Here is a 24,617-nt window from a genome sequence, read left to right as displayed (position 1 = left end):
GCATTCCCCCGTTTCCCTGAAACGCGGGAATGCGCCAAGTGAGCGGAGGAAACGACATGGCCAAGGCAGCCAGGCCCGCGAAGGCCAAGGCTGAACCGATCGTGCTGACGATCGATGTCGGCGGCTCGCATGTGAAAATCCTCACCAGCGCAGGCGGCGAGATGCGCCGCGCCGATTCCGGACCGGACCTGACACCGCAGCAGATGGTCGCCACGGTGAAGACGCTGGCCGAAGGGCTGGCCTATGACGTGATCTCGATGGGCTATCCCGGCCCGGTCAGGCACAACAGGCCTTCGCTCGATCCCGCCAATCTCGGCAAGGGCTGGGACGGCTACGATTTTGCCGCCGCCTTCGGCAAGCCGGTCAAGGTCGTCAACGACGCGCTGCTGCAGGCGATCGGCAGCTACGATGGCGGGCGCATGCTGTTCCTCGGCCTCGGTACCGGCCTGGGCGCGGCGATGATCCTCAACAATGTCGGCCAGCCGATGGAACTGGCGCATCTGCCGTACCGCAAGGGCGGCAGTTTCGAAGATTATGTCGGCGAGCGCGGCCTGGAGAAATACGGCAAGAAGAAATGGCGCAAATACGTTTTCGACGTCGTCGGGCGGCTGCGTGCGGCGCTGCAGCCGGATTATGTCGTCATCGGCGGCGGCAATGTCGACAGACTGGATGAATTGCCCGCCACATCCAGGCGCGGCGACAATACGCGCGCTTTCGAGGGCGGTTTTCGACTATGGCGCGACAAGGCGCTCATCGTCTGATAGTATTAAAATTCAGTATAGTTGTTCAAAATGACGTGTGGCGCGATACGAAGTCATTGCGTTACGCAGATTTGGCGATTAGATCGGTGGCACCGGATGGAATCATCTGGCGCAACCGCACATATGCGGCAAGACAAATGACTAGAGCGGATTTCCAGCTCCGCTGGGACCGCTCTGGGAGTTTCCGCCACCCCCCTAGCGACGGAGAGATAAATTGGCCGACGACAGCAACGACTCTGACAAGGACATCGACCTGCTCGAGCTTACCGCCCATATCGTGTCCGCTTACGTCGAGAAGAACCGCTTGCCCGTTGCCGGCCTGAGCGATCTCATCGCCAGCGTTGCGGCGTCGATCGGCGGGCTCAGCCAGCCGCCGGCCCCAGTGGCGGCGCCGCAGATCCCGGCCGTCAATCCCAAGCGGTCGGTGACGCCGGATTACATCATCTGCCTCGAAGACGGCAAAAAATTCAAATCGCTGAAGCGCCATCTCGGCGTCCATTTCAACCTGACGCCGGAAGCCTATCGTACCAAATGGGGCCTGCCGGCCGACTATCCGATGGTTGCCCCCAACTACGCGGCGTCGCGCTCCGAACTGGCCAAGTCGATCGGCCTCGGTCGTAAGGCCGCAGTGGCGCCGCCGGCGAAAGCCAAGGGTCGGAAGGCCAAAGTTCCGGCCTGAGTGGGATCAGCGCCTCGGCCCTGAGCCAATCGTTTGGACGACTGGAACAGAAGCCTGCCGGCGAATGAGCCTTGGCAGGCTTCGTGCTTTTATGGCTTGTACCTCTGAGTGTCAGGACTTTGGGGGAGCAGCCATGAACTACGCCAGAATGGTGATCGAGAAAGAGGCGCCGGAGGAATACGGCTACGATCGCATTCGGTTCAATCTCTCCGAAAGCTCGATCGCCGATCAGAGACTCTCCGACATTGGCCTGTCGCTGCCGGATCTCACGCTATTCTACGGCGAGCATCGCGGCGATAAGGAGTTGCGGGCGCTGATCGCGGCGCAGGACAAAGGCATTTCGCCTGACGATGTTCTGGTGACCGCCGGTGCGGCGGGCGCGCTGTTCATCATCTCGACCTCGCTTCTGTCGGAGCGCGACCACCTTGTCGTCGTCCGGCCGAACTACGCCACCAACATCGAGACCCCCAAGGCGATCGGCTGCGCCATCTCCTATGTCGATCTCGATTTCGACGCAGGCTTTGCCATCGATTTCGGCCGCGTCGCCGCCAGCATGCAACCGAACACCAAGCTGATCAGCGTCACCTGCCCGCACAACCCGACCGGCACGATGATGGGCCGGGCCGATCTCGACGCGCTGATTGCGCTGGCCGAAGCGAGCGGCTGCCATCTGCTGGTCGACGAGACCTATCGCGACCTCTCCTATGGACAGCGCCTGCCGGCGGCGGCTTCTCTCAGCCCCAAAGCGATCAGCGTCTCTTCGCTGTCGAAAGCCTTCGGCATTCCCGGCATCCGCATTGGCTGGCTGATCACCAGCGATGCCGAACTGCAGGAGCGCTTCCTCGCCGCCAAGGAGCAGATCGGCATTTGCGGCAGCGTCATCGACGAAGGCATTGCGCGCGGCATGCTGGGGCGCCGCGACGCTTTCTTGGGCGCGCTGCTGCCCGAGATGGCGAAACGCCGCGACATCGTGCAAGACTGGATCGACCGCGAGCCGCTGGTCGACTGGGTGCGGCCACAAGGCGGCGTCGTCGGATTTCCAAGGCTCAATGTCAGTCCAGACTTCGACCTCGACCGTTTCTACGTCAATCTCTTGGAAAACCACGGCACCTATGTCGGTCCCGGCCACTGGTTCGATATGCCCAAGCGCTTCTTCCGCGTCGGTTTCGGCTGGCCGAAAGAGGCGGAATTACAGGGCGGCCTCGACGCCATCACCGCCGCGCTGAGGCAGTAACGTCCGCGTGCAATCGGGCGAGCGGCTGGAAAACCACTTGATCCAGGCCCGATTTTCACGCATACGCGCCCCGAACTTTGATAAGTTTCATTGGCCGGAACAGCGCCCATTTCCGGGAAGTGCCCCGCCGGCCAATGCAAGCAACGGGGCCTGTATCCATGACATCCCATTCCCATACACCGCCTGACCGGCGTTACGCCGCCTTCCGCCATCGCTCCTTCCTGAGCTATTGGGCGGCGCGTTTCCTGACCACCTTCGCCACCATGATCGTGTCCGTCGCCGTCGGCTGGCAGATCTATGATCTGACGCGCGATCCCTTCGATCTCGGCATTGTCGGCATCGTCCAGTTCCTGCCGTCGCTGCTGCTGGTGCTGGTCACCGGCGTTGTCGCCGACCGTTTCGGCCGCCGCCTGATCATGGCGCTGGCGACGGTAGTCGAGGCAGGTTGTGCGCTTGTCCTGTTGTACTTCACGCTGCGCGGTCTCGTCAGCCCGCTGCCGATCTTCATCGTGCTGGCTATGTTCGGCCTGGCGCGCGCTTTTTACGGACCGGCCTCGTCGTCGCTGTTCGCCAACCTTGTTCCGCCGGAAGATTTCGGCAATGCGATCGCCTGGAACTCGTCCGCCTGGCAAACGGCGACCATTGTCGGCCCGGTCGCCGGCGGCCTGCTCTATGGCGTCTCGGCCGAAGCCGCTTACGCCGTTGCCTCCGTGCTGATGCTGGTGGCCGGTCTGCTGATCTTCACCATTCCGAAACCGGCCCAGCAGAGCGCCACCGACAAGCCGACGATGGAGACGCTGTTTGCCGGCTTCCGATACATCTGGAGCGAGAAGATCGTCCTGGGCGCCATCTCGCTCGACCTCTTCGCCGTGCTTCTGTCCGGTGCCTCGGCGCTGCTGCCGGTCTATGCCCGCGATATTCTGGAACTCGGCCCGTGGGGCCTCGGCCTGCTGCGCTCGGCGCCCGGCATCGGCGCCATCTGTGTCGCGGTCTGGCTTGCCGGGCATCCGCTGCGCGACAGTGCCGGCAAGATCATGCTCGGCTTCGTCGCCGGGTTCGGCGCCTTCACCGTGCTGTTCGGCGTCTCGACCATCACCTGGCTGTCGATCCTGGCCCTTGCCGGCCTCGGCGCCACCGATATGTTCAGCGTCTATATCCGGGAGACGCTGATCCAACTGTGGACACCCGACGAGGTTCGCGGCCGCGTCAACGCCGTCAACCAGGTCTTCGTCGGCGCCTCCAACGAAGTCGGCGAGTTCCGCGCCGGCACCATGGCGGCGCTGATCGGCACCGTGCCGGCGGTGGTGATCGGCGGCGTCGGTGCGATTGCCGTCGCCGGACTGTGGGCGGTGCTGTTTCCGCAACTGCGAAGGGTGCGGCATCTCAACAGCCGCAACTGATCGAGTAAGCCGCAGGATCCGGCGCTCGGTCCAAATCAGCTTGCGCCGATGACGGCTGAGATGGGCCGGAAGCGGATGGGCCGGTTCTGGGCGAACTAGCCAGATGGCGGGGCAGCCACAGGGTGGACATTTCAGTCCGTATGGAAAATGATCATGTTGCCATGCACAATACTGCAGTGCTCTGGTCTCGACGAGAAACCTTAAATATAGAAGAGAACCACCCGACCTCCGGGTCCAGCTAGCGGGGACGCAAATGGACACTTCAGGGAATCGGCAATCGCATCGCGACGCAAGCGGGCGACCCAGCCGATCGGTCGGCTGGCTGGCCCGCGCCGCCGTCCCAGTGGCATTCCTGCTCGGTATGGCTTTCAGCAGCAACGCGTTTGCGCAGGACCAGCAGCTGCCGGTGGTGACGGCGGCCAAGCCGGTGGTGCGTGAAATCGTCGAAGACGACGAGTTCGTCGGGCGCTTCGAAGCCGTCGACGAGGTCGCCATCCGTTCGCGCGTCAGCGGCTATCTGGACAAGATCAGCTTCCAGGACGGCGCACTGGTCAACAAGGGCGACCTGCTCTTCACCATCGACCAGCGTCCGTACCAGGCGGCCTACGATGCCGCCAAGTCGCAAGTAGACGTCGCCAAGTCCCTGCTCGAATTCTCCAAGATGCAGCTGGATCGCGCCGATGAACTCGCCAAGACCGGCAATATCTCGGCCGCGACGGTCGACGACCGTCGGCGGGAATACCTTTCGGCGCAGGCGCAGATGCAAGGCGCGACGGCTGCGCTGACGACGGCCAACCTGAACCTGGAGTTCACCGAGATCAAGGCGCCCTTGTCCGGCCGCATCGACCGCCGGCTGGTGTCGGTCGGCAACCTCGTGCAGCCGGATTCCACCTTGCTGACGACTATCGTCACGCGCGATCCGATCGACTTCTATTTCGACGTCGATGAGCGCCTGTATTTCAGCTACGCCCGCGACGCGAAGGAGCGCGGCGGCAGCATGCAGGAAGGCGCCGGCGGGCTCGAGGTGGTGGTTCGCGTCGCTGACCGCGCGGAGGCGGTATTCAAGGGCAAGCTCGATTTTGCCGAGAACCGGATCGACAACGCGACCGGCACCATGCGGGTGCGTGCAAGGTTTGCCAACGCCGACGGCGTTCTCCAGCCAGGCATGTTCGGGCGCATCAACGTGCCGGGGTCGCTGCCGCATAGCGGCGTCCTGGTGCCCGACGAGGCGGTCGGCGCCGATCAGGATCGCCGCATCGTGTACCTGGTGGATGAGGCTGGGATGGTGTCGGCGAAGCCCGTGCGCACCGGCCCGCTTCTCGACGGCTACCGGGTGATCCGCGCGGGCCTGACCGGCGACGAGACGATCATCGTAAATGGGCTGATGCACGCCAGGCCCGGCACCAAGGTGAAAGTCGAGATGGTGACGTTGCCGCCCAAGGTCGACACCGCCGGGTTGCAGCAATGAGGTTCGCCCATTTCTTCGTCGACCGTCCGATCTTCGCATCGGTCGTTTCGATCGTCCTGCTGATCCTCGGCGGGATTGCTTATACCCAGCTGCCGATCGCGCAATATCCCGAGATCGCGCCGCCGACCATCGTCGTTCGCGCCCAGTACCCGGGCGCCGACGCCGAGACGGTCGCAGCGACGGTGGCAACGCCGATCGAGCAGGAGATCAACGGCGTCGAGGGCATGCTTTACATGTCGTCCTATTCGTCCGGCGACGGGGCGATGGCGCTGACCATCACCTTCAAGCTAGGCACCGATCTCGACCAGGCGCAGGTGCTGATACAGAACCGCGTGTCGGTCGCCGAGCCGCGCCTGCCCGAAGAAGTCCGCCGCCTCGGCATCACCACCATCAAGAGCTCGCCCGACCTGATGATGGTCGTGCACATGCTGTCGCCCGACAATACCTACGACCAGCTCTACGTCTCGAACTACGCCCGCTCGCGGGTGCGCGACATACTGCTCAGGTTGGACGGCGTCGGCGACCTCATCATCTTTGGCGAACGCGAATATTCGCTGCGCATCTGGCTCGATCCGGAAAAACTGTCCGCCTTGGGGATGACCTCGGGCGATGTGGTGCAGGCGCTGCGCGACCAGAACGTCCAGGTGTCGGGCGGCTCCATCGGCGCGCCGCCGACCAATACCGGCACGGCGTTCCAGTACACGGTCACCACGCAAGGCCGCTTCAACGACGCACGCGACTTCCGATACGTGATCGTCAAATCGGCCGAAGACGGCCGCCTGATCCAGCTGCAGGACGTGGCGCGCATCGAGCTCGGCGCCAAGGATTACGTCACCAACTCCTATCTCAACGGCAAACCGGCGGTGGCGCTCGCCATCTTCCAGCGGCCAGGCACCAATGCGCTCGCCGCAGCCGCGGAGATCCAGGACAAGATGAAGGAGCTTTCCCAGGACTTCCCGAAGGGATTGAGCTACGACATCGTCTACAATCCGACCGAGTTCGTCGCCGAGTCGATCCAGGAGGTCTACAAGACGATCCTCGAGGCGATGGTTCTGGTCATCATCGTCATCATCGTCTTCCTGCAATCGTGGCGCATGGCGATCGTGCCGATCGTGGCCATCCCGGTGTCGCTGATCGGCACGCTGGCGGTGCTTTACGCCGCCGGCTTCTCCCTCAACATGCTGACGCTGTTCGGCCTCGTTCTGGCCATCGGCATCGTCGTCGACGATGCGATCGTCGTGGTCGAGAACGTCGAGCGAAATATCGCCAGGGGGTTGGCGCCCAATCCGGCGTCGCATCTGACCATGGACGAAGTCGGAACGGCGGTCATCGCGATCTCGCTGGTGCTGATAGCGGTGTTCGTGCCGACAGCCTTCATTCCCGGCATTTCCGGGCAGTTCTACCTGCAGTTTGCGATCACCATCGCGGTGTCGACGGCGATCTCGGCATTCAATTCGCTGACGCTCTCGCCGGCCTTGGCCGCGCTGCTGTTCAAGCCGCACCACACTGCTGCGGCGCCGCCGCGCTTTTTCCTGGCGCGGTTCGGACGGGCGCTCGCCGACGGCTTCAATGGCGGCTTCGACAAGGTCGCCCATTGGTATTCGAGCATCGTGCGCGTGCTGGTCGGCTCGCGGATAGCGATGGCCGCCACGCTGGCCGTTTTCGCGGCCCTCATCTACGCCACGGTCTATATGGTTCAGACGGTGCCGCGCGGTTTCATTCCGTCGCTCGACCAGGGGTATGCGATCGTCGTCGTCCAGTTGCCGGACGGCGCCTCGCTATCGCGGACCGATGCCGTCATCCAGCAGGCGTCGCAGATCATCCAGAAAACGCCGGGCGTCGACTACGCGGTCGCCTTCGCCGGCTTCTCCGGCGCCACCTTTACGAATGCCAGCAACGCGGGCGTGATCTTCGCCAGGTTCAAGCCGTTTGACGAGCGACTGGAAGCCGGCCAGTCGGCGACCCAGGTCATCGGCAATCTGTTCGGCAGCCTGCAAAGCATCAAGGAAGCCTTCATTATCGCACTGCCGCCGCCGCCGATCCGCGGCGTCGGCAATGCCGGCGGCTTCAAGCTGCAGATCCAGGAGCGCAACAGCGCCGACATGCGGCAGATCCTGGCGCTTGCCTATGAAATTGCCGGCAAGGCCAACAAGACGGCGGGGCTGACCGGCGTGTTCACCACCTTCTCCGCGTCCAGCCCGCAATTCTTCCTGGCGATCGATCGCGACAAGGCGCGCATCCTGAACGTGCCGATCCCCAACATCTTCGAGACGCTGTCGATCAATCTGGGCACCGCCTACGTCAACGACTTCAACGCTTTCGGGCGCGTCTACCAGGTGCGCGCGCAGGCCGACCAGGCGTTCCGCCTCGATCGCGCCGACATCTTGAAACTGAAGGTGCGCTCGGCGACCGGCGCGCTGGTTCCGCTGGGCACGTTGATCGAGATCCGCGACGTCACCGGCCCGGCGCTGGTCCAGCGCTACAACATGTACGTCTCCGTGCCGCTGCAGGGCAACGCCGCGCCCGGTGTTTCCACCGGCGATGCGCTTGCCAAGATGGAAGCGATCACGGCACAGACGTTGCCGGCCGGTACCTCCTACGAATGGACCGAACTCGCCTATCAGGAGCGCAACACCGGCAATGCCGCTGTCTATATCTTCGGACTGTCGGTGCTGTTCGTGTTCCTGGCGCTGGCGGCGCAATATGAAAGCTGGGTGCTGCCGTTCGCCATCGTGCTGGTGGTGCCGCTCGGCGTGCTCGCGGCGTTGCTCGGCGTGTCGTTCCGAGGGCTGGACAACAACATCCTCGTGCAAATCGGCCTCATCGTGCTGATCGGACTTGCCGCCAAGAACGCGATCCTCATCGTCGAATTCGCGCGGCAGGCGCAGGAACGCGGCCTGTCGGCCGCCGAGGCTGCCGTCGAAGCCTGCCGGCTCAGGCTGCGGCCGATCCTGATGACCGCCTTCTCGTTCATCCTCGGCGTCGTGCCGCTGATGATCGCGACAGGCCCGGGCGCGGAAATGCGCCAGTCGCTCGGCACCGCGGTGTTCTCCGGCATGCTCGGCGTCACCTTCGTCGGCCTGTTCCTGACGCCGGTGTTCTACGTCACGCTAAGGTCGCTGTTTTCACGGCGCAAGCCGCATGCCGAGGCCGAGCCTTCGGCACCGGCAGAGGTGCCGTCGGAGACGGCCGCCGAGTAGTGTTACACGGGCAGTTCGTGGCGCTGCCGACTATTTCGTTTTGGTGTTGAATTCACGGTTTGCGGCATAGTCGATAGTGAAGGTGCCCGCAGGAGCGCGAACGCCCTGCTTCACGTTGGATATGGTGACTGTCGAGGTAAGGCCCCTCTCGTCAGTCAGGGTCCATCTGCGTAGATCGAGCGATTCCCTGTCAAACACCATAGTGATATTCGAATTGCCGAAGGCCGACTTGTCGGCCAGCCTGATGATCACCTGGGCGCCATCGTCCTTGATACTTTTGAGGCGATTGCCGGAAAAGTTGACGTGATTGTCGAGGAGCAGCTTGAGCGGCGTCTTCGAGAGAGCATAAAGCCGCGATGTCTTGAGCTTCTTGTTATAGACCACCAAGGATTTTCCATCTGCAATTACGCTGACCCCTGATTGGCCTGCATAGTTGAACCGGATCTTGCCCGGCCGCTGGAGGAAAAATTTCCCTTTGGTCCTTTCCGCTCTTGGGCCCGACTGGACAAAGTCCCCGGACATGGACTTTACCGATGAGAAGTGATCGGCAATCGTCTTCGCTTCTACAGGTGCGGCCAAGGCCGCGGTCGAAAGTTCGGCGTTTATCGCGACAGCGCTGACAACGGCGAACCAGAAAGCCCGCAGTCTTTTGCTGTTATATGCCATTCAGTTATCCTACCCCGAAAAGACGCGTGATCGAAAGAGATCACGCGTCTTTGAGATCAGTAGCCGTCCGGGCACTGAGCAACGTAAACTCGACCGTTCCGACCGCGATATCTGCACTGGCCGGCTTCGCTGGCGTGCCCGATGACCGCCCCGGCCAGCGCTCCGACCGCCCCGCCAACAACCGCCCCTTTTACCGGGTCGCCGGCCACTGCTGCGCCTACAGCTGCGCCACCCAAACCACCGACGGCAGCGCCTTGTTCGGTGCGGGAGCATGCCGCGAGCGGAATGAGTAGGCTCAAAATGAGCAGCGTCTTCTTCATTGGTTCTCTCCTGGGGCCGTTATTAGCCGAAGCTTAAATGCGCCACGGAGTTTTTCGATCCATCGGAGTGTTTGGGGCGCAATCCAAATCTGCGGGAACGGGCTAAGGTCCCGGATCCATCGTACACGCCTCCCAGAGGTAAGTCGTCTTTGGGCAAGCTCGGCCGTTCAGAGTAGTTGGATTTTGCTCTATCCCTCAGTAGGCTTGCCGAAGATCAGGCTCAAAAATTCGCTCAGCCAGCGCTTGAGGTGCATATCCCAGATCAGCCGGCCGCCGAGATGGTCGCGGCCGGGCTGCGCGCCGGGCAATTCGAAACGGTGCGCGCCGCGCACCACCCAGCGCTGCATCATCAACCGGGTCAGTTCGCCATGGAACTGGATGCCCCAGGCATTGTCGCCATAGCGAAAAGCCTGGTTGGGGTAGGTTTCCGCCGTCGCCAGCAGCGTCGCATCCCTGGGCAGCGAAAAGCCTTCGCGGTGAAACTGGTAGACCATGTCGGGCCAAGGCAGCAGCTTCTTGCCGGCTTCGGTCGGCTTCAGCGGATACCAGCCGATCTCGACCAGCCCCTCGCCATGCCCCTCGACCTTGCCGCCGAGATGATTGGCCAGCATCTGCGCGCCAAGGCAGATGCCGAGGAAGGGCCGGTTCTCCTTTAGCGGAACATTGAGCCAGTTGGTCTCGCGGCGGACGAACTCATCTTCGTCATTGGCGCTCATCGGCCCGCCGAACACCACGGCGCCGGCGTGTCCCTCCAGCGTCTCCGGCAGGCTGTCGCCGAGAGGCGGCCGGCGGATGTCGAGGTCGAAACCTTCCTCGAGCAGCATGTGGCCAACCCGGCCGGGGCTCGAAGTCTCCTGATGCAGCACGATCAGGACTTTTGGTTTCGAGCTCGGTCTGGGCGGCATGGAAAGGCGGAATCCTATTCGTCGCTCGACGTTCCGCTGGCGTCGGGCGCGGCGGCCGCCGCCTTGCGGCGCGCCTCGACGCGATCCTGGCGCTCGACGCCGATCAGTTCGGCAACGCGCCAGACGGTGTTGTCCTCCAGTTCATGCAGTTCGCCGTCGGCATAGACGATTTCCCACATCAGGCCGATGAAAGCCTTGCGCGCCTCGGCGTCGAGATGGCGCTTCAAGACGCTGGTGAAGGCATAGAGGTCGATCGCCTCATTGTCGGCGCGCTCGCCGGCGGCAGCCAGTGCATCGAGCTCGTCGCCGCTGATCGAATAGCTCTGCGCCAGCACCTGCTTGAACCGCTCCCACTCGACATCCTGGCGCACGCCGTCGGCATTCATCACATGATAGAGCAAAGCCGACGCCGCAACGCGCGGATCGTCCGCATTGGCGCGAGCCCCAGCCCCGGAGGGCAGGTCTTTCAGAAAGGCCAGGACGCGTTCGAACATGGTGCTCACTTCACATTATTGGAGCATGATCTTTTCCAAAAACCGGTATCCACTTTTTGGGATCATGCTTCAGGGATCAAAACAGGCGGAAGCGGCGCGGTGACTTCTCCGCTTCGTCATCGGGGTCGACGCCGGGGTCGTCGGGCAGCCGCGCCAGTTCCTCGGCAGGTTCGACGGGTTCGGCGTCGTTTGGTATTGCGGCGAAAGCGGCGGCGGTGACCGGCGTGACCTGGTCATCGCCCACAGCGGGCTTCGGCTCGATCGGCGCCTCGCTGCTCGTCCTGGCGATGGCCGGATGATCGATCACTTCGGCTTCCTTTGCCGGTTTGGCAGGTGCCGCAAGCACCGGCACATCGGCTTCGTCTTCATGGCTGTCGATGAGCTGGCCCAGCCGCTCCATCGGCGCGCGCCAGGCGAAAGCATCGAGCTTGCCGCTGACCGGCGATACCGGCGCCCAGCGTTCGGAGACGACGCCGTCGGCGACCCAGGCCGGATCGCGCGGCGCCCTGACCGCCTTGGACAGCAATTGCCTGATCTTGCCCTGGTCGCCGGTCTCTGCCTCCTCGATATCGGCCAGCAGCAGGTAAGCGCCTTCCCGGCGATCCATGCGGATCGCCGCTTCCGCCTCGCCGCGGGCGGTGGAAAAATCCTGCGCATCGAGCGCGGCGCGCGCCACCGTCATCGACGATTCGGCATTGTTGCGCTTCAGCTCCTGCAGCTTCTTCGCCCGGTTGAGACGATCGACCACGGCATCTCCCGGCCTTGCATGGGTGTAGAGCTCGGCGATCTCGGGATGCGGCTCAGCCTTCCAGGCTGCCTCAAGGATCTTCGAGCCTTTGCGCACATCGTTCTGTTTGAACAGAAGATTGGCGGCTGCAACCGCGGCCGGCGCGAAATCGGGCGCGAGCTTGTTGGCCTCGAGAGCGGCTGCCTTGGCTGCATTGGGGTCGCTGTCGGTCAGCGCCTGCGCCTTGGCGGTCAACAGCACAGCGCGGCGGCGATTGGCGGCGTCGCGTTCGATCTGCCTGGTCGACTTCTGCGCCTCCACCAGCTTCAGCGCGCCGTCCCAGTCGCCGCGCCCGGTCAGATCCTCCAGCGTCGATTCGGCGGCCCAAGCCAGTTGCGGCGCGACGGAAGCGGCGCGGCCGGCATAGTGACGCGCGGCGTTGCGGTCGCCGAGCCGTTCGGCTTCGAGATAGAGCCCGCGCAGGCCAAGCAGCCGCATTTCGGGGTCGTCGAGCATGGCCTCGAATTTTTCGCGCGCGCCCTCATGGTCGCCTTCGAGCAGCGAGGCTTGCGCTTCGAGCAACTGGATCAGCGGCTCCTGGTCGGAGCGGATCAGCTTGGCGGCTTCCTTGGTCTTCTTGCGGGCTAGCGCGCCGTCGCCGGCGCCGGCTGCGATCATGCCGGTCGACAGCGCCTGGTAGCCGCGGTCGCGGCGGCGCACGCGGAAATAGCGCGAGATCGTGTATGGGCTGTTCCACAGCGACTTGATCAGCCACCAGACGATCATCACCGCTGCGACGACGGCAACGATCGCCACCGCAGCCACCATCAGGCTGACCTGGTATTGGTAACCGTTGAAGGTGACGACCATCTCGCCGGGACGATCGGCCAGCCAGGCAAAGCCAAGACCGAGGGCGAAGACGGCGCCGAGAAAGATGAGAATGCGGATCATCGTGTCGTCCTCATGCCTTCATCGCACCTGCAATCAGCGCGTCGACCTGCGTCTCGACGTCGATGCGCGCCTTCAGTTTGCCGGCAAAGTCGGCGCCGGCGGCCTTGACCGCATCCGGCAGCGTTGCGTATTCGCTGAGCGCCTTGGCGTAGTCGCCCTGATTGACCGCCACTTCGATGCGCGCCACGGTTTCCGGCGCGCCGGCGCCTTCGACGGCGCCGATCGGCCGAACCTTGACCAGCGATTCGGCGCTCGACAAAAGGTTCTGGAAGAAGCCGGCATTTTCATCGACCGGCGTCGCCGCCGCGACCATCGCATTGGCCGCGGCGTCGGCCTCGCCGGCGATCTCGGTGCGGGTTGGGACGCCCTTTTCAGCGTAGGGGCGCAGCGCCGCAATCTGCGGTGCATCGGGCGAGATCGCTGCGAAGGTCTCCAACTCGGCGGCGAACGGCGCGCCGCGGTCAAGCGCCGCCTTCAAGGCCGAAGCGGCGATGGCCATCGCGATCTTTGGCTGCGAGGCCTGCGCATCGACCTTGCCGGCGAGTTGCGTCACCGACTGCTCCAGCGCGGCGATCTTGCCTTCCTGCGTCTTGGCTGCCTCACCGGCCGATTTCACCAGTGCGTCGAGGCCCGCCAGTCTTTCATTGAGCGGCGCGAGATCGACGGGCGCTGCACCACCGGCCTGGCCAAGGGCGGCAACCGCCGTCTCGATCTGCTTGACCTTGTCGCCAAGCGCGGCAAGCCCGGCATTGTCGCCGGCGCCGTCCTTTTCGACCGCCGATTTCAGCGATGCGACATCGGCCTTGACCTGGTCCAGCGCCGAAGACAGCCCGTCGACCTTGGCCGTTGCGGCGCTATTGCCGCTGGCTTCCCTGAGGTCGGCGATTTCGCGCTTCAGCGAAGCGATCTCGCCATTGACGCCGTCGAGCGAGACCGTGCCCGCCCCTGAGCCCGGAGCGCCAAGCACGCCGGCAAACTGCAGCCCGCCGGCGGCAGCCAGCGCGATGACACCGCCGATGATGCCGGCGGCAGTGCCGCTCGTGCGCTTCGGTTGCGCGGCCATGGGCTGGTTCCCGGCTGTCCTTGGGGTTTCCTTGGGTGCACCCGGCTTGGGCGAGGCATCCTCGAAACTGTAGTCGGAGGTTCTGGCGCGCGGTGGCGCATCCGAAGCGGTGGGGTAAGGCTGCTCCGCCTGGGTGGACGCCTTCGCATCGGCGCTTTCGGGAGCGGCCTGCGCCGCGGCGTCGGAGTGCTCCCACGGCTCGAGATCGGCTTGATCGGCATGAACGGGCTCGTCAGGCGTCTCCGGCTGCGCATTGGCCATGGCAGCCGCATCCTCAGCCGCAACCGACCCTGCCGGGGCCTCGACGTCGTCCGAGTTGGCGACATCCGTCTTGGCGGCATCCGCATAGGCAATGCGCGAGACAGCGCCGGGTTCGAGTTCGATGGTCACCGGCTCGCGGCGGCTTTTCGAATGTCGCATCTTCGGCGTCTTGACCATGCCTGGGCTCCGCAATCCTGCTTCGTCTGGGCGCCCGACGGCGCGTGATGGTTTGAAAAATGGTCTAGCACATCATCATCAGGTGAAAAGGGGCGGCGTGATGACACGGCGCTCAGTCGCCGCGGTGCAACAGCTCAAGCAGCGCCTCCTCCTGCGGTTCCCGCGCCATGCGTATTTTTTTGCCGGCGGCATTGTCAAATGCCGCTGCCACGCGCTCGGAGAGCGCAAAAACCTGCATGTTTTCAAAGAGATCGCGCAGCCCCGCCCTGTTGGTCAAGGCCTGCAACGCTGCCGCCGCCTTGGCTGAATAGAGCAGCACCGCGTCGACCGCCTTGTCGGACAGGCGTGTACGGATTTCAGCATCGGAATAATCGAGCGAAATCGTGTCGTAGGTTTCGACGGTGCGGACCTCGAGGCCGGCATTTCGCAGCCGCGCCTCGAAGGGCGGAAACCGCACGCGCCCTGTGAGATAGACGACCGCCTTGCCGGAAAGGCCGGCGGCAATCGCCTCGGCCAGCCGCTCGGCGTCGCCCGCCCCTTCGCTGACCGACAAGAACCCTGCCGAACGTGCCGCTTCAGCCGTCCTGCGTCCGACGGCATGGCAAGGCAAGGCGGCGAGCGCACGAATGAGTTCTTTCGGCGCATGCCGCACGGCATTGGCGCTGGTCACGGCGACGGCCACGGCATTGTCGCTCGCAGCATCGGCGCCAACCGGCAGTGTCACCGTTTCGGTCAGCGGCAGAAGGAGCGGCTCAAATCCCAATTCCTGCAGCCGCCGCATGGTTCGCGACGCCCCGGGTTGCGGCCGCGTCACCAGGACACGCATATCAGACCCAGCCGTCGAAGAAGGTTTCGCCCGCTTTGACCCGCACCATCCTGGCTGCGTCCGTGCCGATGTCAGCGGCATCCAGCGCCAAGCCTTCGGCCTTGACCTCATGCGATTGCGTGCCATCGGGCGAAATGATCAGCCCGGCGAAAACCAGCCTGCCGCCCGATATCGTCGCATAGCCGGCGATCGGCGTGCGGCAGGAGCCGTCGAGCGCCGCCAGGAAGGCGCGCTCACAGGCCAGCGCCTGGCCTGTCGGCACATCATGGATGGCCACCAGCATCTTTTCGACCTCGCTGTCGCCGATGCGGGTTTCGATGCCGATTGCGCCTTGTCCCGGCGCCGGCGGAAAGGCATCGAGCGGCATCAGATCGGTGACGACATGGCCGAGCCCGAGCCGCTTCAGCCCGGCATAGGCGAGGATCGTGCCTTCGGCGACGCCTTCCTCCAGCTTGCGCAGCCTGGTCTGCACATTGCCGCGGAACATGACCACGTCTAGGTCCGGCCGCATGCGCCGGATCAGCGCCTGGCGCCTGAGCGAAGACGACCCGACCTTGGCGCCTTGCGGCAAATCAACAATGCGCTTCACCGCCTTTCCGATGAAGGCGTCCCGCGCATCCTCGCGCGGCAGGAAGGCGGACAGCTCCAGCCCGTCCGGCAGCACTGTCGGCATATCCTTGGAGGAATGCACGGCGATATCGATCGTGCCGGCCAGCAGCGCCTCTTCGATTTCCTTGGTGAACAGGCCCTTGCCGCCGGCTTCCGACAGCGGCCGGTCCTGGATGCGGTCGCCGCTGGTCGAAATGACGACGACCTCGAAGGCTTCCGCCGGCATGCCGTGCGCTTCCATCAGCCGCGCCTGCGTTTCATGCGCCTGGGCGAGCGCCAGCGGGCTGCCGCGTGTTCCGATTTTCAAAGTTTGCATGGCGCGCGGTCCGTGATAACCCCCGGCTGGCTTTGCGTTGCCGGCGCTCTCCCTAGCGAGGCCCGCCTCTACTAACTAGGAAAGTCCGGCGACACAATCTCTGGAGACAGCGACGAATTGATCCGCGTTCTGGGCATTGAGACGAGTTGCGACGAGACCGCCGCCAGCGTGGTGACGCTGGACGGCGATTCCGTGCCGGTGATTGCGTCCAACATCGTGCTCAGCCAGATCGAGGAGCACGCCGCCTTCGGCGGCGTCGTGCCGGAGATCGCCGCGCGCGCCCATGTCGAGGCGCTGGACGGCATTGTCGAGGCCGCTCTTGCGGATTCGGGCGTAGCCCTGGCCGACATCGACGCCATTGCCGCCACTGCGGGCCCCGGCCTGGTCGGCGGGCTGATCGTCGGCCTGATGACGGCCAAGGCGATTGCAGCGGCCGCCGGCAAGCCGCTGATCGCCATCAACCATCTCGAAGGCCACGCACTGACCGCAAGGCTGACCGACGGGCTCGACTTTCCCTATTTGCTGCTGCTGGTTTCCGGCGGCCACACCCAGATCGTCGCCGTGCGCGGCGTCGGCGACTACCAGCGCTGGGCGACGACCATCGACGATGCGCTCGGCGAAGCTTTCGACAAGACGGCCAAAATGCTCGGCCTGCCCTATCCCGGCGGCCCGAACGTCGAAAAGGCGGCAATGTCGGGCGATGCGACGCGCTTTGCCTTTCCGCGGCCGATGAGGGGCTCGGCGCAGCCCGATTTCTCCTTCTCCGGCCTCAAGACCGCCGTGCGCCAGGCGGCGACCGCCATCCAGCCGCTAAGCGAGCAGGATGTCGCCGACATCTGCGCCTCGTTCCAGGCGGCGGTAGCCGACGCACTTGGCGACCGCGTGGCCCGCGCGCTGGCCCGCTTCCGCGACGAATTTCCGGACAAGGCCGAGCCGGCGCTGGTCGTTGCCGGTGGCGTCGCCGCCAACAGAGCGATCAAGGCGACGCTGCAGAAGCAGTGCGCCGAGGCCGGCTTCGCCTTTGTCGCGCCGCCGCTCAAACTGTGCACCGACAACGCGGCGATGATCGCCTGGGCCGGCATCGAGCGGTTGCGGGCAGGCCTGTCTCAAGAGAACGGCTTCGATTTCGTGCCGCGTTCGCGCTGGCCGCTGGACAGCATTTCGGCCCCGATGGTCGGCTCCGGCCGGCGTGGAGCGAAAGCATGAGCGCCGGCAAGACAAGCGGCAGGGACAAGACCGGCTGGCGCGTTGCCGTGCTTGGCGGCGGCGCCTGGGGCACGGCGCTGGCGCTGGCGATGCTACGCGCCGGTCACGATGTCCGGCTCTACGCCCGCGACGAAGAGACGGTTTCCGCGATCCGCCGCGGCGAGAACCCGCGTTATCTCCCCGGCATCGCCATTGAAACAGGCATTGCGGCGACGAGCGATATCGGCACGGCCCTGACCGATGCCGATTGCGCGCTGGCCGTGGCGCCGGCGCAGGCGCTGCGCGCCATGCTGACGACGGCAAAGCCCCATATGCCGAAAGGCATCCCGCTGGTTCTCTGCGCCAAAGGCATCGAGCGCGACACCGGCGCGCTGCTGTCGGCGATCGTTGGTGAGATCCTGCCCGAAACTCCGGTTTCGGCCTTGTCCGGTCCGAGCTTTGCCGCCGATGTGGCCAGGGGTCTGCCGACCGCTGTCGTGGTTGCTTCCCCCGACGACGCCTTGGCGGCCGAGCTTGCCGCGCGCTTTTCGGCGCAGAATCTGCGCTGCTATTCCAGCGACGATTTGATCGGCGTCGAGATTGGTGGCGCTTTGAAGAATGTCTTCGCCATTGCCGCTGGCGCCGTCACCGGCGCTGGGCTCGGCGCCAGCGCGCAGGCCGCCATGGTGACACGCGGCTTCGTCGAACTGCGCCGCATCGGGGCGTCCTTCGGCGCCAAGCCGGAGACGCTGATGGGGCTTTCCGGCCTCGGCGACCTTTTGCTCACCTGCTCTTCGGCCCAGTCGCGCAATTTCGCCTATGGGCTGGCGCTGGGGCAAGGTAAGCCCTTGTCCGGACTGCCGCTCGCCGAAGGCGTGCCGACGGCGGCGATCGCCGCCCGCATCGCCACCGAGCGCGACATCGACGCGCCGATCATCGCTACGGTGTCGGCGATACTGGACGGCACGATCACCATTCGGCAGGCTGTCACGGCATTGATGACCCGGCCGCTGAAGACCGAAACCGGTATTTAATTGTAAACTCCCGTGAACAGCTCGGTATTGTCCCCGCCAGGCACGATGCGGTTTTCATAGTGACCTTCCGGCAGCAGCAGTGCCTCGGCTGGACCGTTGCGCAGGACAACGTCGCTGGTACCTGCCTCCAAGGATAGGGGCGAAGAATGCGAGGTGCCGTTTATCTCGACCTCGCCGTCTGCAAGCTCCCCGCTGGTCGTGTACAGGCTGTATCGTCCGGCGACAGGCACCTTGAAAACGACCGGACGACCGGAATAGAGGCGACGACCAGCCATTCTGACGTTGGGAGCGATCTGGACGTAGCTGTCGCGGATGAGAGGCGCGATCACGGTATCGATTAAATCCATGCGATATGACCAGAGGACCATCTTGGGCGGGGAATCCGAGAGAACTTTGTAGGCTTCCGATTGCCTGCCTTCCTGCAATGTTTTCAAGACATAATGCTGGTCGAGCCAGAGTGTGGAGGGCTCCTGTCGATTGGGCAGCATGGCGATGCCGTCGAAATACTTCTCATCCGGTGCGAGCAAAGATTCCGCGCGCGAGACCAGTTCAAGCTGGGTCTGATTGTTGAGGCGTAGGTAAACGACATTGCTCGCGTAGCTCATGGCGATGGCTGTGATCAGCACCGCGAGGACAGGAACCCGGTAGCGCGCGTGGGTTGCGGTGCTGTCGAGAAGCTCCAACGACCAGAGCGCAACGAACGGCAACGCCATGATGAAGACATAAGGCCAGGGCTGGTCGTGCGTGAATACCAGCACCGTGATGACGAGTGAAAAGATCAGCGCAATTCGCCTTCGACCATCGAGTTTCATGATCCGCATCAGTGACAGGGCCATACCGGAGAAACAGATCCCGTAAAGAAGGGCGTTCCGCGCCAGTGTCTGTAACACGAACTGCCTCAGTCCCCCGTAGTCACCGCCTCCACGCGTCGCAATCTCGACCGGGCCAAGTATAAGGTTTTTGGCCGCGAGAACAGGGGCGCCTCCACCGAAGATCAAGCAATAGACCATTATCGGAACGGCCCATCCAAGCACGAGCCACCCTCCGCGAACCGCCCCTGTTGCGTAGCGTCTCATCAAGGCTGCGTCAGCAACAAGGCCGATGCCGAGCGCAACGTTGAAGTAGACCGATTTCTGAGTGATGACGAAGGCAAGGCCACTTAGCATGCCGGCGACAACAAGCTGCCTTGCCCTCAACCCAGGTGCGCGCAGGACAACCAGCAACGCCGCCACGGCGAAGAACACTGCCGGCGGTTCGGCGATGGTACGAAAGATGCGCTCCATGAAATTCGAAAAGCACAGGAGAACGAGGACGATCGTCAAAGCGCGCACGCGATCCTCGCCCAGAGCGCGAGCGCATGCGTAGATCAAAGAGATCGTCCCGCAGGCCAGCAACGCAGTCTGCATCCGGCCAGCAAGCAGAATCGACGTGGCATTCCAGCCGATCAGATGAGCAATCTCATAAAAAGCCGCATAGCCGACCGCCTTGGGATGCCAGATCGTATCGAACAGGCCGTTGGAGAAATATTTCGCCCATCCGAGTTGGACGAATTCATCCATGACGAAGCGGATGTTCCAAGCCAGAACGAACAGCAAGATGATCTTGAGTGCGATCAGGATATGCAGAAAAGTTGTTGTTGGGCGCTGCCCGAGTGCGAACAGCTTGTTTGGTCCCGGCTCCTGCGTATTCAAGACAACCCCCTCGATCGTGCCCAGGCAGACCAACGCCAGGCGTGCTGCCTCGCTGGGCGCAACGCCCTTCATCTTCAGACAACAACTTCGAGGCCGGCAGCTCCGCTTGGCGAAGCATGGTTCCACCGCGGTTAATTTTCCGACACTGTGCGGAACTGAAGCCGTCGCGCTTCGGATTCTTGCAGCGCTCCGCTCCAGCCTGTCTATACGCAGCGGACTTTAGCCGCTGTTAGCCTTTTGCTTGCTAAGAAGCGTTACGTTCAGACACGGCAACCTGCCTCTGCGACAATGCGGAGGCTTGAAAGGACATCGCGTGCTACAACCCAAGATGGCATCGGGCCTCGTCTGCCCAGTCTGCTATTCCAGGCTTGGCACAAGCCCGGTTGCCCTGACCTGCGAATCTTGCCCTGCCCCCTATCCCGTGCACAAAGGGATTCCGTTCTTTGTCGAGTCGCCGGTGAGGGAGGGCTTCGACGCGAGCTTCCATGAAGAGGCGTATGCCGGTACCAGTACGCGCGCCCGTCTCTACAATTCGCTCAAGCAGGTCATCACCAGCGAATATTCACCGCACGACACGCTGAATTCGTTTCTTGCCTCGATACCTCAGGACTCAATGATCGTTGAGTTCGGCTCCGGCGCACGGCGCGTCCGCCCCGATGTTCTCAACATTGACCTGTTCCCCACCCCGAACGTCGATCTGGTCGCGAATATCGAGCACACGCCGCTTGCGAGCGATTCCGTCGACGTCGTCATTCTGGACAGCGTGATCGAGCATGTTCCCAATCCGGTAGCGGTCGTCGATGAAGTGTTCCGTGTCCTGAAGCCGGGTGGGAAGCTGCTCTGCATCAACCCTTTCCTGTTCCCCTATCACGGCTATCCCGCCCACTACTGCAACTTCACAAAGGACGGGATCGAGCAGCTTCTCCAGCGGTTCGCAAGGGTAGAGGTCCAGACGCATCAAGGGCCGACAAGCGCGATCGTCAACATCCTTTCGGAATATATCGGCGTCGTTATCGGTCGAGAGAACCGAACCCGCTACATGATAGCGAAAGCCGCAATCCTGACGCTGACATTCCCGTTGAAGTTTATCGATAAATTTCTGGTCGATCGCCCGGAGAGTCACCGGATCGCCAGCATGCTCAGCACCATCGCGACCAAATAGCGTGTCGTTGATCCGCGCTTACCGCCTCGTGACACGCCGGGATCCACCCATCTGCTACCAGCTGAGCAGTTCACAATAATTCGGCCGGTCCGGTGATGCCGATGCTCTCTTTGCCGTCGGGAAATGCCGCTTTGCCATGGCCGCGAAGTCCGAACGCGAAAACAAGACGGCATGCTTGTCGCCGGTAATGTGCCGGTCCGCAAGAAGCGACAAGGTGGCGCGTATTCCACCAGGCTCGATGTCCTTCAAGATGATCTTCCGGCAGGCCCAGCGTTCGCAACCGGCGGCCAGCGATTTGAAGAACGCGTCGCGCCCATCGACCGGTACATGATGAATGACGTCGGAAATCGTGACGACATCGTAAGACCCTTGCACGCTGGAAAGGTCCGCCGCGGGCAGAAGTTTGACCTTTGCCCGATTTGCGTTGCTTAGAAACGCACCGATCGAAGGGGCGAGATCGCACATCGTAACCGTCAGGTCGGGGCGCCGATCCAGCAGCCGGTCGACAAGCGCTCCATCACCGCCGCCGATATCCAAAACCTTCGCGCCGTTCGGCAATTCGCGATCGAGAAAATCCGCGATTACATTGAGATTGACGAAAACACGACGGTAGACGTCTCCGACCGGCTTGAAATGGCGGCCAAGAGCCCTGCGTATGATCTGACCTGGCGGTAACATTCTTATTCCTCGTTTCCCGCAAATTGCTGTGTGGTTGGGCGAGACGATGCCGTCGGCGCGGTGGCGGGCCGCAGATTGAACCGTGACAAGATCGCCAGGTGCGCAACGACAACGTTCCAGATGAGCAATGCGACGGTGGCGATCGGAGACGCAATCGCAACACCAAGGCCAAGCCAGGAACAGAGAAGCACCATCATGGCTACCGAGATCGGGTAGGCCGCAGCCACGCCTGCCGCAAAACGCGCAAATGCCTTGAAGCGCAGCGGTTTGCCGAAGGTGAACCAGCTGTGCAGAGCGTAGCCGGTCGGCGTCACCGCCAGGAATGAAATCATGATGCCCAGCAGGTAGTGCCTGCCCAGCTGATCGACCGTAATCATGATGACATTGTGCGCAATTGCGCATATCGCTCCCACCACAATGTACCGCCATCCCCGTTCCAGAAGCGGTCTTTCGCTCTGGTCCACTGGGATGTCGGCGATCCTGACAGAGCTGGACATTGCCTCAGAAAGCTCCTGTCAGTTTCGCGCGAAGCCGGCACATGACACGCTCACGCAGCCGCGAATCGCGCAAATAGCGCCTCAATCCCGTCGGCCCGAGCGACAGCATAATACGAGCGGCTCGAAGCAAGGCCTTCAAGTCGCCGGCTGACGCAGCCGCCAGCGACACATTAACGCTGATCGATGCCCGAGCAGCAGATTCGATCCGGCGCCGGCTGCGCGCCGAAAGCCGGTCCAAATGGCGCTCCAGGACAGTCTGCATTTGCGAACGGAATTCGTTCGCATCGCGCGATCCGGTTACGGTCAGCGAATCGCCATGAACCCGGAAGGCCGTGGTTATCTCCTGGTGATAAATGACGGGTCCGGCAACGGCGAGCTTCGCCCATATATCCCAATCAGCCGTATACCAGAGCCTCTCATCCATACCCCCGCATGCCAGCCACGCATTCCGACGAAATATCGGAGCAGGCACGGACACGAAATTCTGTACGAGAAGCCGTTCCAGCAAGAAGTCGGATTCGAGCACCTTGTCGCTCGGCAAGGGACAGTTCCAGCATCCCATTCGCCGGCCGTGGCGGTCGACGATCGCAGTCGGGGCCAAGTGAAGCGCTGCTTCGGGCAGGTCCTCGAGCCAGCGTCGCGTGGCCTCTATGCGCCCGGGCAACCAAAGGTCGTCTTGGTGGAGTATGCAGACATAGTCGGCGGCGGCCAGCTCAACGCCCAGATTGGTCTTCGACTGCCAGGGCGCAAGATCTTTTCGCCGCAGCAGCCGGAAGGCCGGCCGGTGGAGAAATCGCTCGACAATGGCGGAAGTGGCGTTTGTCGGGCTGCTGTCGATAATGATTATCTCCAGGCCGTCGGTCGGCTCTGCAGCAAGCGAGTCAAGTGTTGCCCCAATCCATGCCGCCCCGTCATGGACCGGCATGACGACCGACAGAAAAGGCTTTTCGGCCGCGCCGTTTGCCGCTTGAATTTCCGCCGGCAAGGCTGCTGGAGGGCTAGAATCACGTCTGCTACTCAATGTATCAAGCAGCAATTTGAGCACGAAGCCGGACAGCACCATGGACATGCCGGCCACGCAGATGGTGGTGACTACAAAGGTCAGATGCACCGATTGCTCCATGGGGCCGCCGACAAAAATCCAATGCAGCGCGAGTGAGACGTCCGCCGCGAAGCCGGCTGCCGCGAGTACACCACCGGAAAAAACCAGCCATTCCAGAGGGCGACCGCGCGCCAGCCACGGCACAATTCGACCGCTGTAGACCGGGTGGTAGATGGCGATTGCCACCTTTGCCAGCATACCGAACAGGATCGCTGAAAGGCCAATCAACGTCGCCATGGCCGAGAGCGCGACGAAGTGAATGCCGAAATACCATCCGCCGATGCGAACAGGCCCGGCAGCGAGCGCTGCAAGGCCGGCAATGCCGGCGATCAACAAGGTCAGCCCAGGCACGAGATACATCGTATCCGGCGCATGGGCTATGATCAGCCGCAGATGCCGCCAGCCGTCCCGGAAAGAACGCAGATGCGGCGCGCGGTTGCGCTTGTCGGGGTAGAGCTTGATCGGCACTTCACGAATGGCGAGCCCGGCGCGATGCGCATTGATGATCATTTCCGAGGCGAATTCCATTCCCGGCGAGCGCGCGCCGATTTTTAGAAATGCCTCGCGCGTGAAACCGCGCATGCCGCAATGGAAGTCGCGGACCGGAGAGTTGTGCAAACAGCGAGCGATGGTGGAAAGGACAGGATTGCCGAGGTAGCGATGCAACGATGGCATGGCGCCCGGCTGGATCCCGCCGGCGAACCGGTCGCCCATCACAAGTTCCGCACCCTGTTCCAACGCATCGACGAAATCGCCGAGCTGGCTCCAATCGTAGGAATCATCGGCATCCGCCATGATGAGATATTTGCCTTCGGCCGCTTCGACCGCGGCACTGATTGCCGCGCCATAGCCCTTTACCGGCTGATGAACGACCCGCGCTCCCAGCTTTTGCGCAATCTCCACCGACTTGTCCGCGGATCCATTGTCACCAACGACGACTTCCCCCTTGATGCCGCGCATCGAGAAGGCATTGAAGGCTTTGCTAATGCAGATGCCGAGCGTCAGTTCCTCGTTCAGGCAAGGAATGATTGCAGAGACCAGAACACGCTCGGTCCCCATGCCGGCCGTGAAAGCAAGCGCGACGTCGTCGATCCGAACCGTCGTGTTGCGCGCGATGCTCTCCATTGCGTCCTCTATTCAGGCGTTCTGAGCAGACCAGCCCATTTCACAATTGACTTGCTGGAGTGTTGCGTATCGAAAATTGATTATTT

At 63.0% G+C, this 24,617-nt stretch carries 21 protein-coding genes; 9 read left to right on the top strand and 12 right to left on the bottom strand.

Annotated elements, in window-relative coordinates; translation table 11 throughout:
- Positions 1–56 precede the first annotated feature (56 nt).
- From NKI31_RS19460 to NKI31_RS19435, 6 genes are all read left to right on the top strand, one after another.
- Positions 57–761 carry an ROK family protein gene (locus NKI31_RS19460; RefSeq protein WP_023730211.1) on the top strand — a complete coding sequence of 235 codons (705 nt, stop codon included), beginning with the start codon at positions 57–59 and terminating at the stop codon, positions 759–761.
- Between the two features lie 214 nt (positions 762–975).
- A complete protein-coding gene (locus NKI31_RS19455) occupies positions 976–1,440 on the top strand; it encodes a Ros/MucR family transcriptional regulator (RefSeq protein ID WP_023730212.1) in 465 nt (154 codons plus the stop codon).
- A gap of 133 nt (positions 1,441–1,573) precedes the next feature.
- The gene (locus NKI31_RS19450; RefSeq protein WP_352652356.1) at positions 1,574–2,674 is read left to right on the top strand and encodes an aminotransferase class I/II-fold pyridoxal phosphate-dependent enzyme; all 1,101 of its coding nucleotides are present in this window, start codon (positions 1,574–1,576) and stop codon (positions 2,672–2,674) included.
- A gap of 158 nt (positions 2,675–2,832) precedes the next feature.
- Positions 2,833–4,074, top strand: coding sequence for an MFS transporter (locus tag NKI31_RS19445; protein WP_023670472.1), 1,242 nt, complete (start codon positions 2,833–2,835; stop codon positions 4,072–4,074).
- A gap of 361 nt (positions 4,075–4,435) precedes the next feature.
- Complete coding sequence (locus NKI31_RS19440) at positions 4,436–5,542, top strand: efflux RND transporter periplasmic adaptor subunit (RefSeq protein ID WP_023694469.1); 1,107 nt, start codon at positions 4,436–4,438, stop codon at positions 5,540–5,542.
- On the top strand, positions 5,539–8,742 hold the full coding sequence (locus tag NKI31_RS19435) for an efflux RND transporter permease subunit (protein WP_352652355.1): 3,204 nt from the start codon (positions 5,539–5,541) through the stop codon (positions 8,740–8,742). Before NKI31_RS19440 ends, NKI31_RS19435 begins: the two co-directional genes overlap by 4 nt.
- 30 nt (positions 8,743–8,772) lie before the next feature.
- Here the strand turns inward: NKI31_RS19435 and NKI31_RS19430 are convergent, their stop codons facing one another.
- The 8 genes from NKI31_RS19430 to hemC form a co-directional block, all read right to left on the bottom strand.
- Positions 8,773–9,408: a LolA family protein gene (locus NKI31_RS19430; RefSeq protein WP_352652353.1), complete on the bottom strand. Its 636-nt coding sequence runs from the start codon at positions 9,406–9,408 to the stop codon at positions 8,773–8,775.
- Between the two features lie 56 nt (positions 9,409–9,464).
- The gene (locus tag NKI31_RS19425) at positions 9,465–9,728 is read right to left on the bottom strand and encodes a YMGG-like glycine zipper-containing protein (protein ID WP_023670477.1); all 264 of its coding nucleotides are present in this window, start codon (positions 9,726–9,728) and stop codon (positions 9,465–9,467) included.
- Positions 9,729–9,916: 188 nt separating this feature from the next.
- Positions 9,917–10,633, bottom strand: coding sequence for a glutamine amidotransferase (locus NKI31_RS19420; RefSeq protein ID WP_023752685.1), 717 nt, complete (start codon positions 10,631–10,633; stop codon positions 9,917–9,919).
- 14 nt (positions 10,634–10,647) lie between these two features.
- On the bottom strand, positions 10,648–11,127 hold the full coding sequence (locus tag NKI31_RS19415; protein WP_023687738.1) for a tellurite resistance TerB family protein: 480 nt from the start codon (positions 11,125–11,127) through the stop codon (positions 10,648–10,650).
- 76 nt (positions 11,128–11,203) lie between these two features.
- Complete coding sequence (locus NKI31_RS19410; protein WP_023806421.1) at positions 11,204–12,805, bottom strand: heme biosynthesis protein HemY; 1,602 nt, start codon at positions 12,803–12,805, stop codon at positions 11,204–11,206.
- 10 nt (positions 12,806–12,815) lie between these two features.
- Positions 12,816–14,306 carry a COG4223 family protein gene (locus NKI31_RS19405; protein ID WP_352652352.1) on the bottom strand — a complete coding sequence of 497 codons (1,491 nt, stop codon included), beginning with the start codon at positions 14,304–14,306 and terminating at the stop codon, positions 12,816–12,818.
- A gap of 112 nt (positions 14,307–14,418) precedes the next feature.
- A complete protein-coding gene (locus tag NKI31_RS19400; RefSeq protein WP_352652351.1) occupies positions 14,419–15,132 on the bottom strand; it encodes a uroporphyrinogen-III synthase in 714 nt (237 codons plus the stop codon).
- Position 15,133: 1 nt separating this feature from the next.
- Positions 15,134–16,057: a hydroxymethylbilane synthase gene (gene hemC, locus NKI31_RS19395; RefSeq protein ID WP_023736796.1), complete on the bottom strand. Its 924-nt coding sequence runs from the start codon at positions 16,055–16,057 to the stop codon at positions 15,134–15,136.
- A gap of 120 nt (positions 16,058–16,177) precedes the next feature.
- Between hemC and tsaD the strand changes: the two genes are divergently transcribed.
- A complete protein-coding gene (tsaD, locus tag NKI31_RS19390; RefSeq protein ID WP_196813717.1) occupies positions 16,178–17,263 on the top strand; it encodes a tRNA (adenosine(37)-N6)-threonylcarbamoyltransferase complex transferase subunit TsaD in 1,086 nt (361 codons plus the stop codon).
- Positions 17,260–18,276, top strand: coding sequence for an NAD(P)H-dependent glycerol-3-phosphate dehydrogenase (locus tag NKI31_RS19385; RefSeq protein WP_352652350.1), 1,017 nt, complete (start codon positions 17,260–17,262; stop codon positions 18,274–18,276). Before tsaD ends, NKI31_RS19385 begins: the two co-directional genes overlap by 4 nt.
- Here the strand turns inward: NKI31_RS19385 and NKI31_RS19380 are convergent.
- A complete protein-coding gene (locus NKI31_RS19380; protein WP_023742146.1) occupies positions 18,273–20,039 on the bottom strand; it encodes a DUF7056 domain-containing protein in 1,767 nt (588 codons plus the stop codon). The genes NKI31_RS19385 and NKI31_RS19380 overlap by 4 nt on opposite strands.
- 241 nt (positions 20,040–20,280) lie before the next feature.
- Between NKI31_RS19380 and NKI31_RS19375 the strand changes: the two genes are divergently transcribed.
- The gene (locus NKI31_RS19375) at positions 20,281–21,129 is read left to right on the top strand and encodes a methyltransferase domain-containing protein (protein WP_352512763.1); all 849 of its coding nucleotides are present in this window, start codon (positions 20,281–20,283) and stop codon (positions 21,127–21,129) included.
- A gap of 54 nt (positions 21,130–21,183) precedes the next feature.
- Here the strand turns inward: NKI31_RS19375 and NKI31_RS19370 are convergent, their stop codons facing one another.
- The 3 genes from NKI31_RS19370 to NKI31_RS19360 are packed head-to-tail and all read right to left on the bottom strand — an operon-like array spanning position 21,184 to position 24,531.
- Positions 21,184–21,807 carry a class I SAM-dependent methyltransferase gene (locus NKI31_RS19370; protein WP_352652349.1) on the bottom strand — a complete coding sequence of 208 codons (624 nt, stop codon included), beginning with the start codon at positions 21,805–21,807 and terminating at the stop codon, positions 21,184–21,186.
- Between the two features lie 2 nt (positions 21,808–21,809).
- The gene (locus NKI31_RS19365) at positions 21,810–22,304 is read right to left on the bottom strand and encodes a GtrA family protein (protein ID WP_352652348.1); all 495 of its coding nucleotides are present in this window, start codon (positions 22,302–22,304) and stop codon (positions 21,810–21,812) included.
- Between the two features lie 4 nt (positions 22,305–22,308).
- Entirely contained in the window at positions 22,309–24,531 is a 2,223-nt protein-coding gene (locus NKI31_RS19360; protein WP_352652347.1) for a glycosyltransferase family 2 protein, read from the bottom strand.
- Positions 24,532–24,617 lie beyond the last annotated feature (86 nt).

The sequence above is a fragment of the Mesorhizobium sp. M0659 genome (assembly GCF_040320605.1).
Taxonomy (GTDB): Bacteria; Pseudomonadota; Alphaproteobacteria; order Rhizobiales; family Rhizobiaceae; genus Mesorhizobium.
Note: the sequence above shows the minus strand (reverse complement) of the source record. Positions and strands in the feature narration are given on the sequence as shown.